General features: G+C 66.7%; 7 protein-coding genes. 6 read left to right on the top strand and 1 reads right to left on the bottom strand.

Annotation, left to right across the window (positions count from 1 at the left end; genetic code table 11):
* Window positions 1–468: 468 nt before the first annotated feature.
* The 3 genes from BRAS3809_RS00870 to BRAS3809_RS00860 all read left to right on the top strand — a co-directional run bounded on the left by BRAS3809_RS00870 (window position 469) and on the right by BRAS3809_RS00860 (window position 1,902).
* Window positions 469–1,128 carry a hypothetical protein gene (locus BRAS3809_RS00870; protein WP_035654805.1) on the top strand — a complete coding sequence of 220 codons (660 nt, stop codon included), beginning with the start codon at window positions 469–471 and terminating at the stop codon, window positions 1,126–1,128.
* A 124-nt stretch (window positions 1,129–1,252) separates the two neighbouring features.
* The gene (locus BRAS3809_RS36405; protein WP_008960211.1) at window positions 1,253–1,483 is read left to right on the top strand and encodes a GNAT family N-acetyltransferase; all 231 of its coding nucleotides are present in this window, start codon (window positions 1,253–1,255) and stop codon (window positions 1,481–1,483) included.
* A gap of 38 nt (window positions 1,484–1,521) precedes the next feature.
* Window positions 1,522–1,902, top strand: a complete 381-nt coding sequence (locus BRAS3809_RS00860) for a TfoX/Sxy family protein (protein ID WP_008960210.1) — start codon at window positions 1,522–1,524, stop codon at window positions 1,900–1,902.
* Between the two features lie 28 nt (window positions 1,903–1,930).
* On the opposite strand, the gene BRAS3809_RS00855 is transcribed toward BRAS3809_RS00860, so the two are convergent.
* A complete protein-coding gene (locus BRAS3809_RS00855; protein WP_240535572.1) occupies window positions 1,931–4,660 on the bottom strand; it encodes a response regulator in 2,730 nt (909 codons plus the stop codon).
* Between the two features lie 244 nt (window positions 4,661–4,904).
* Here BRAS3809_RS00855 and BRAS3809_RS00850 point away from each other — a divergent pair, with 244 nt between their 5' ends.
* The 3 genes from BRAS3809_RS00850 to BRAS3809_RS00840 all read left to right on the top strand — a co-directional run bounded on the left by BRAS3809_RS00850 (window position 4,905) and on the right by BRAS3809_RS00840 (window position 7,812).
* Entirely contained in the window at window positions 4,905–6,113 is a 1,209-nt protein-coding gene (locus BRAS3809_RS00850; protein ID WP_008960207.1) for a molybdopterin molybdotransferase MoeA, read from the top strand.
* Between the two features lie 223 nt (window positions 6,114–6,336).
* Window positions 6,337–7,035 carry a transcriptional repressor LexA gene (gene lexA / locus BRAS3809_RS00845; RefSeq protein WP_008960206.1) on the top strand — a complete coding sequence of 233 codons (699 nt, stop codon included), beginning with the start codon at window positions 6,337–6,339 and terminating at the stop codon, window positions 7,033–7,035.
* Between the two features lie 336 nt (window positions 7,036–7,371).
* Window positions 7,372–7,812, top strand: coding sequence for a hypothetical protein (locus tag BRAS3809_RS00840; RefSeq protein WP_008960205.1), 441 nt, complete (start codon window positions 7,372–7,374; stop codon window positions 7,810–7,812).
* Window positions 7,813–8,145: the final 333 nt, after the last annotated feature.

The raw sequence follows: 8,145 nt of genomic DNA, 5'->3' as shown, positions 1-8,145 counted from the left end.
CCCCGGTGCCCGGCTTGTTGGCCACCGTCGACGGCGGGATCATCATCACCCGCCGGCTTGGCATCGGCTTCGGGATGCCAGGACCACGCGACTTCGCGTCCGCAAACCGTCGTTCGTCCGCGCGCCATGAGAGCGCGCTGCGACGAGCTTGCGGCCACCGCATCCCGCGCTCCACGGTCCGTGACGATCGCGAAGCGCCCCTCCTGTCGAGCACGGGACCAAATCAACATAGCAGACGATTCCGAAAAAGCGAACATAAAATTCGGGATCAGCGAATTTATTTCAAGCCCGCGCGGGCGGCGCCGCGGGGCTGGCTGCACGAGATCCGAGCGTCTAAGCTTGGCTCATCGAGCCCATCACCGCCGTCCGGAACGCCGCATGACCCTCGAGATCATCTCCCTCCGCGATCGCCCTGAGCTCATCCCGCGCGTGTTCTCGCCCGAGCTCGACGCCGTCTGGCCCGAGTTCATACGGCACGACCGCACGGCGATGTTGTACTATGGCGAGGCGGCGCTCGATCATTACGCGGACTGCGCCCTTGCGGCGCTCGACGGCAACGAGGTGGTGGGGCGCGCGTTCGCCGTTCCTTTCGCCTTCGGCCTGGACGGACGTACGGAGCTTCCGGATGGCGGCTGGGACGAGGTGATCCGATGGGGTCACGAGGACCGCATGCTGGGACGGCAGCCGACGACGATGAGCGCGCTCGAGATCGCACTGCTGCCCACGGCGCGCGTGCCGGGTCGCTCGCGCGCGATGCTCGACGCGCTCAAGGGCTGCGCGCGTGCCAAGGGCTTTGCCGAGTTGTATGCACCGGTGCGGCCCAACCAGAAGCATCTCGCGCCCCGGATTCCCATGCGCGCCTATCTCGACGTTCGGCGGGCCGATGGGCAGCTGTCCGATTCCTGGCTCCGCACGCATCTCGGCATCGGCGGCGAGATCGTCAAGATCGCGCCGTGCTCGATGACCATCGTCGGCACGCTCGCGGAGTGGTCGCGATGGACGGGCGCGGCCTTCGACCGTTCCGGTGAGATCGAGATTCCGGGCGCGCTGGTGCCCCTCCTCGTCGCGCACGACAACGACTTTGCCGTGTATGTCGAGCCCAACGTGTGGATTCGCCATCCGGTCTGACGACGTTGCGGCTGGCAGCCGGCTGAGCTCGACGCGACACGCTGCGAGCAGCGCGCCGCGCGGAATCGCCACGTCGGACGGAGCCGCACTCCGGCATTCGCTCGTGACATCACGAGAGACCGACATGGTCGCAACGATCGAGTGCTGGATCGACGCGATGGTCACGTCCGAGCGCATGCGGAGGCAAGGCATCGCAACGTCGCTTCTGATCGCCGCGTCGGCGACAGCCCCCGGGGAGGCGCTGCTGTCGCTCAACGTGTCGAGCCGAAATGAACCCGCCATCCATCTGTACAAGGCGCTTGGATTCAGCGAATTTCGGCGGCAGCGGCGCCTCGTCCTTTTCGGGAAGGTCTGACCACGGTCGCAATCCCGGGCCGCGCACAGGCTCTCCGCATGGTCGCAACATCGGACTATATCGACTTCCTGCGCGAGCAGTTCGCGCCGCTCGGCCCGATTGCGACGCGGCGGATGTTCGGCAAGACGGGCGTGTTCATCGATGGAGCCATGCTGGGCATGGTCGCGGAAAACACGCTCTACTTTCGCGTCGATGCAGACAATCGATCGGCGTTCGCCGAGGCGAAATCCCACCCCCCGCTCAGCTACGTCAAACGGGGGGTCTCGATCGATCTGGCGTTCTGGCGCGCGCCGGACCGGCTGTTCGACGATCCCGAGGAATTCGCCGGTTGGGCGCGCCTCGCGCTGGCTGCAGCCCAGCGGGTGGCGACGAGGAGGAACAGAATGCCCCGGGGCGGCTACGCCAAGGATATCGCCTGACCGACGCATCGCATGGGCGGCCTGCGGACTATGCGTCACCTTGCGTGACCAGCTCCGCGGGCTCGCTTCCGACGCCGCGCTTGCGACCATGGCGGCCCCAGCGCAGGATCGCGTCGTAGAGACGTTCGGGCTGGATCGGCTTGGTGAGGAAATCGTCCATGCCGGCCGCGATGCAGACCGCGCGCTGGCTGGGCAGCGCGTTCGCTGTCAATGCGACCACCGGCACGTCGGCTGCCGAGCCGTCGAGATCGCGGATCACCCGCGTGGCGGTGACGCCATCCATCTCCGGCATCTGCATATCCATCAGCACCAGATCGTAGCGCTTGCGCTTGACGGCCGCGACCGCGTCCTGCCCGTTGCCGACCATGTCGGCGCGGTAGCCCCGCCTGGCAAGCAGCCTTGCGATCAGGTTCTGGTTGATGTCGTTATCCTCGGCGACGAGGATCTCGAGCGCCTCATCGTCGCAAGGCAAACCGGGCGCGAGTGGCGCTGCGTCCGGCGTTTCCTGCGATGCCGGGCCGCAGCACACGGTGAAGCAGAACCGGCTTCCCCGCCCTTCGACGCTGTCGAAGCCGATCGTGCCGCCCATGATCTCGCACAGCCGCTTGCAGATCGCCAGTCCGAGACCGCTGCCGCCGTAGCGGCGCGACACCGACGTGTCGGCCTGGCTGAACGGCTCGAACAGCAGCTTCTGCGCATCACGCGCGATGCCGATGCCCGTGTCGGTGACCGCGAAACTGAGCTGGATCCGATCATCGGAGATTTGCACGTGGGCGGCCGTGATCTCGACCGTTCCGCGCTCGGTGAACTTCAGCGCGTTGCCGACCAGATTGAGCAGGATCTGGGAGATCCGGTGCGGATCGCCGCGAAGCCGGCGCGGCATCTCCTCGGCGAGCGAGCCCTTCAGCCCGAGCCCGCGTTCTCTCGCCCTTGGCTCCATCAGGGCCAGGACGCTGCCGACGACGTCCTCGACGTTGAAATCGATCGCTTCCGGGGTCAGTTGCCCGGCTTCGAGCTTCGAGAAATCCAGGATATCGTTGACGACGGTCAGCAGATTGCGGGCCGAGAGCCGGGCGATGTCCGTGAGATCCTTCTGCTCCTGATCGAGCCTGGTGTCGGCCAGCAGCCCGATCATGCCGATCATGCCGGTCATCGGCGTCCGGATCTCATGGCTCATGATCGCGAGGAAGTCAGACTTGGCGCGGCTGGCTGCCTCGGCCGCATCCTTGGCGGCGGAGAGCGCCTCGCCTGTCGCGATCAACTCGTTGCGCTGCTCTTCGAGGCGATTTCGCGTCTGTGTCAGCTCCGCGAGCCGTTCGTCGAGGATCTCTGCCGCGCGGACGCGCTCGGTGATGTCCTCGTGGACCGAGACCCATCCACCATCGGGCGTTGCGGCGCGCTTCACGGCGACGGACCGCCCTCCTCTGAGCCGCACCGTATCGGTGCTGGAGCTCAAATCGAACTCGATGCCGCGCTCGGTGGAAAGCTCGGTAAATCGGCTCAGCGGTGTGCCGGGACCAAAGCTCTCGCGGTCGAAGTCATAGAGTTCAGCCAACCTGCGGTTCGAAAGGATCAGTCTGTTGTCGGCGCCGAAGACGCTGAGTCCATCCGGCAGCGCATCGATCGCCACCGCGAAGCGGTCGTTGGCTTCGCGAAGCGCGGTTGCCTGATCGGCAAGCTTGCGTGTGTTGCGCCAGATGAGGGCGCCCAGCAGCGCCATGATGGTGACGATCGTCCCCGCCTCGGCAACGCGGCGAAGCGTCGACGCCCGCCACGGAGCCAGCATCTCGTCCACATCGTGGGCGACGGCGACGACGATCGGATAGGTGGGGCCCTGCTCGTAGCTGTTGAAGCGCCGCACCCCGTCGGTCGACGAGGTGATCTCGAGGCTCCCGACGGGCGCGCGCTTGAGCTCACGGAAAATGCCGCTGTTGCTCATGTCGCGGCCGACATTGCTGTCGGCGAAGGGACGGCGCACCAGCAGCGGGCCGTTCAGCGACGCCAACAGGATTGCGCCATTCGGGCCGATGTCCAGACGCTGGTAGAAATCCTGGAAGTACTGCGTGCCGACGGCCGCGACGACCACGCCGCCGAAGCTGCCATCCGGCCGGTTGAAGCGTCGCGACAGCGGGATCACCCATTGGTTGCTGGTTCGTCCGCGCACCGGCGCGCTGAGGTGCACGTCACGGTCGTCGTGATCACGGTGATAGATGAAGAATTCGCGGTCCGCGTAGTTCGCCGCGCCCTCCTCCGCCGCCGAGCTGACGAGCAGCCTCCCCGTCTCGTCCATGATGACCAGGCTGACGAGCTGCGGCATGCGCTGCAATTCGTCGAGGAACCAGGCCTTGAACCGTTTGCGGCCGTCGCGATCGGGCACGCGATATTCGAGGGCGGATACGGCCGCGACCAGCAGCGTGTCAGCCGTTCGGAACGTCGACTCCGCGTGCTGCAGCAGCGAGCTCGTCAGATTGACAGTGTTCCTCTGGCCTTCGGCGAAGATTTCCGCGCGCCGGTTCATTGCACGCGACACTTCCAGGACGGCGAAGGAGATACACGCCAGTACAATCAATGTGGCAGTGATCAGCGGAGTCGACGCCCGGCTGAGTCGAACTCGATCAAAGAATCGCGGCATTCCCAAACAATTCCAAATTCTCAAATCTCGGATGTAGTTGAGATGGGAAGGTCGTTGAAATTCGTTCTCAAAGCTTGAAGAGGTGAACAAGGCGGGGCTGTCCCCGTAGCAATGCGGCTTCTGCACGGAGCACGGAGGCGTAGATTGGCGTCGAGCGGGCGGCGGAACCGCCGAGAGGAACAGGAAGAGCTGGCGCCAGCTCCTCCCAGAGTTCCTTCCAAGGTTTCCCTCCCTCGTTCATTCCAAGGTTCCCTTCAAAGTCCCTCCAAGTTTGCCTGAGGGTTCCCGGAGGGCCGCTTGGTCCTTGGCCGGGCGGTGCGCGTTGGTTAGAACGCATGCGTTCGAGTCGTCACCGTCCGAAGGAACCCCGATGGCCTTGATGCCGGTCTCCGATGCGTTGTCCGCGGTGCTCGCCGGCGCCGAGCCGCTGGCGGCGGAAATGGTGACGCTGGACGACGCGTTTCACCGGATTCTGGCGCGCGATCTCGCGGCGCTGCGCACGCAGCCGCCGGAGGCGATGTCGGCGATGGACGGCTACGCGCTGCGCGCCGCCGACGCGGCCGAGGCGAAGGCGCGGCTGAAGGTGATCGGCGAGGTCGCGGCGGGGCGGCCGTTCGATCGCGTCATCGGTCCCGGCGAGGCGGCGCGCATCTTCACCGGCGGCGTCGTGCCCGCGGGCGCCGACGCGGTCGTGATCCAGGAGGACACGATTGCGGACGGCGGTGACGTCGTGATCAACGAGCCGGCAATCAAGGGGCGCCACATCCGGCCCGCCGGCGTCGACTTCCACGAGGGGATGGTGCTGCTGAAGGCCGGCCGCCGGCTCAGCGACCGCGACCTGTCGCTCGCCGCCAGCATGAACCATCCGGCGCTGCCGGTGCGGCGCCGGCCCAAGGTGGCGTTGCTCGCGACCGGTGACGAGCTGGTGATGCCGGGCGCGACGCCCGGCCCTGGCCAGATCGTCTATTCCAACGGCTACGGCCTGCGCGCGCTGATGCGCAGCGAGGGCGCCGAGCCGGTCGATCTCGGCATCGCCGCCGATACGCTCGCGGCGACCGTCGCCGGCATCCGCCGGGCGCGCGAGGCCAACGCGGATATCCTGGTCACGACCGGCGGCGCGTCGGTCGGCGATCACGACCTGGTCAAGCAGGCGCTGGAGGCCGAGGACGTCGAGATGGCGTTCTGGAAGATCGCGATGCGCCCGGGCAAGCCGATGATGTATGGCCGGCTCGGCGGCATGCGCGTGATCGGCCTGCCGGGCAATCCGGTGTCGTCCTATGTCTGCGCGATGCTGTTCCTGGTGCCGCTGATTCGCAGCCTGCTCGGCCGCGAGGCGCGGCTGCCGCGCGAGATCGCCCTGCTCGGCCGCGATCTCGGGGCCAACGATTCGCGCGAGGACTATCTGCGCGCGCAGCTCGAAACGCGCGCGGACGGCGCGCTGATCGCAACGCCCGTGACGCAACAGGATTCGTCGCTGCTCGGCAATCTCGCGCTGTCGCAGGCGCTGGTCATTCGTCCGGCCTTTGCGCCGAAGGCTGCGGCTGGCAGTGCGTGCGAGATCCTGCGCCTGCCGCTCTGAGCGGATTTCCCAGGGCAAATCCTGGTCTGTTCACCATATTTTTAGGATTGCGGAACACACATCGAACATATAGTGTCCGTTCATGATTTGTTTTTAATATGTTGCGGGACGAATGCGATCGTCCGACTCCCGTGCGCTCTCCGACCGGTCTGGCACCTCTTGCACCTGGTCTCGTGAGCAACGCGCGGGACTCGGGCGACATCAAACCGGGGACAAGGTCGAGATGCTGACGCGCAAACAGTACGAACTTCTGCGGTTCATCAACGAACGGCTCAAGGAAGCCGGCGTGCCGCCGTCCTTCGACGAGATGAAGGATGCGCTCGACCTGCGCTCGAAGTCCGGCATCCACCGCCTGATCACGGCGCTGGAGGAGCGCGGCTTCATCCGCCGGCTGCCGAACCGCGCGCGCGCCATCGAGGTGATCAAGCTGCCCGAACTGTCGCAGGCCGCCGGCAACCGCCGCGGCTTCACGCCGTCGGTGATCGAAGGCAATCTCGGCAAGGTCCGCACCTCGACGCCGGCGCTGGAGGATGGCGAGCGCCCGGTGGCGGTGCCGGTGATGGGCCGCATCGCCGCGGGTACGCCGATCGAGGCGCTGCAGACCCGCAGCCACACCATCAGCGTGCCGGCCGACATGCTCGGCAATGGTGATCACTACGCCCTCGAGGTGCGCGGCGATTCGATGGTCGATGCCGGCATCCTCGACGGCGACATGGCGCTGATCCAGCGCAACGAGACCGCCGACACCGGCGACATCGTGGTGGCGCTGATCGACGACGAGGAAGCGACCTTGAAGCGCTTCCGCCGCCGCGGCGCCTCGATCGCGCTGGAGCCGGCCAACACCGCCTATGAGGTGCGCATCCTGCCGCCCAACCGGGTGAAGATTCAGGGCAAGCTGGTCGGACTCTATCGCAAGTACTGATCGCGCTCGCCTGCTCCGACGTCGCGGTGATGCAAGTCCCGGTGATGCACGTCGCGGTGAAGCCCTGCGACTCGCATGGCCAGCTGCACAATCGATCGGCGGCGCGCGTCCGAGCGCGACGCGCCGCTCAAAAATGAGTCAGGCGCGGGCGCATCCCATGATGTGCAGCGCGGCATGCTCAAACGCTTGTGATCGTCGGCGGCTGCACGCAACGAAGATCAGCGCAGAAATGCCGCGAAGCGCGCGCTAACATTCTCCTCGATGTCCACTCTGATAGAGGCCTGCGCCTGTCCGGGGGGAGCGTGGGTCGGCTATCTCTCAACGAGGAGCGATCCGATGTGTGACTACAGCCTCCATGCCGTTGCGTCCCGTCCCGCCAAAGTCGGCGAGACGCTGATCTCGACGACGTTCCGCGGCACTGCGACCCGCGGCTTCGCGCTGGAAAGCGAGCCGACCGTCGCCGTGTGCATGCTCCCCGGCACCGAGCTCGCCTTCGCCGCTGATGTCCGCTACGACAGCCGCTGGCTGTGGACCCGGACCATCCGCGAGCGCGTCGCCAAGTTCAATACCATCGAGAAGCACATTCCCGACCGCCATCACGACGCCATCGAGTTCGCCGACGGCCGCCACGTGCTGATCACCCAGCTGTGCGAAGGCCAGCGCGTCACCGTGCTGCAATTGCCGGTCAGCAAGCAGCCGGGCGAGCGCCGCCCTGAGATCGCGACGGACATCCCGGCGCAGCAGCCGACACCGATCCGCCGCATCAGCATCACCTGAGACGCGGATTTTCGTCGTCGCTTCGGATCGCACCCTGACGCTGCCACCCTGGACCGGCCTTTGGCCGAGCCGGGGTTGGCAGGGTCAGCGGGGCGCGAGCCGTGTCACAGCGGCTGACGCTTTTCGATTTGGCTTATTCCGGGGCCTCTCTCCACAAGGCGGCATTCGGCCGACGAGCGCGGACTGATTAGTCCTCCCCGCTCTGCTCCGCCTCCGGCGGCGTCGCGTCCTGGGCGCGCGGCGCCGGCGCGCGCGGCGTCAACGTGGCGTCGAACTCGGCGGCGTCGACAGGCGCGGGCCACCAGGGACGGTCGGTGCCGCCGGCGCGCGCCG

Origin of the sequence: Bradyrhizobium sp. STM 3809 (assembly GCF_000239795.1) — a bacterium.
GTDB lineage: Bacteria > Pseudomonadota > Alphaproteobacteria > Rhizobiales > Xanthobacteraceae > Bradyrhizobium.
This window is presented reverse-complemented; position numbering and strand designations above follow the sequence as displayed.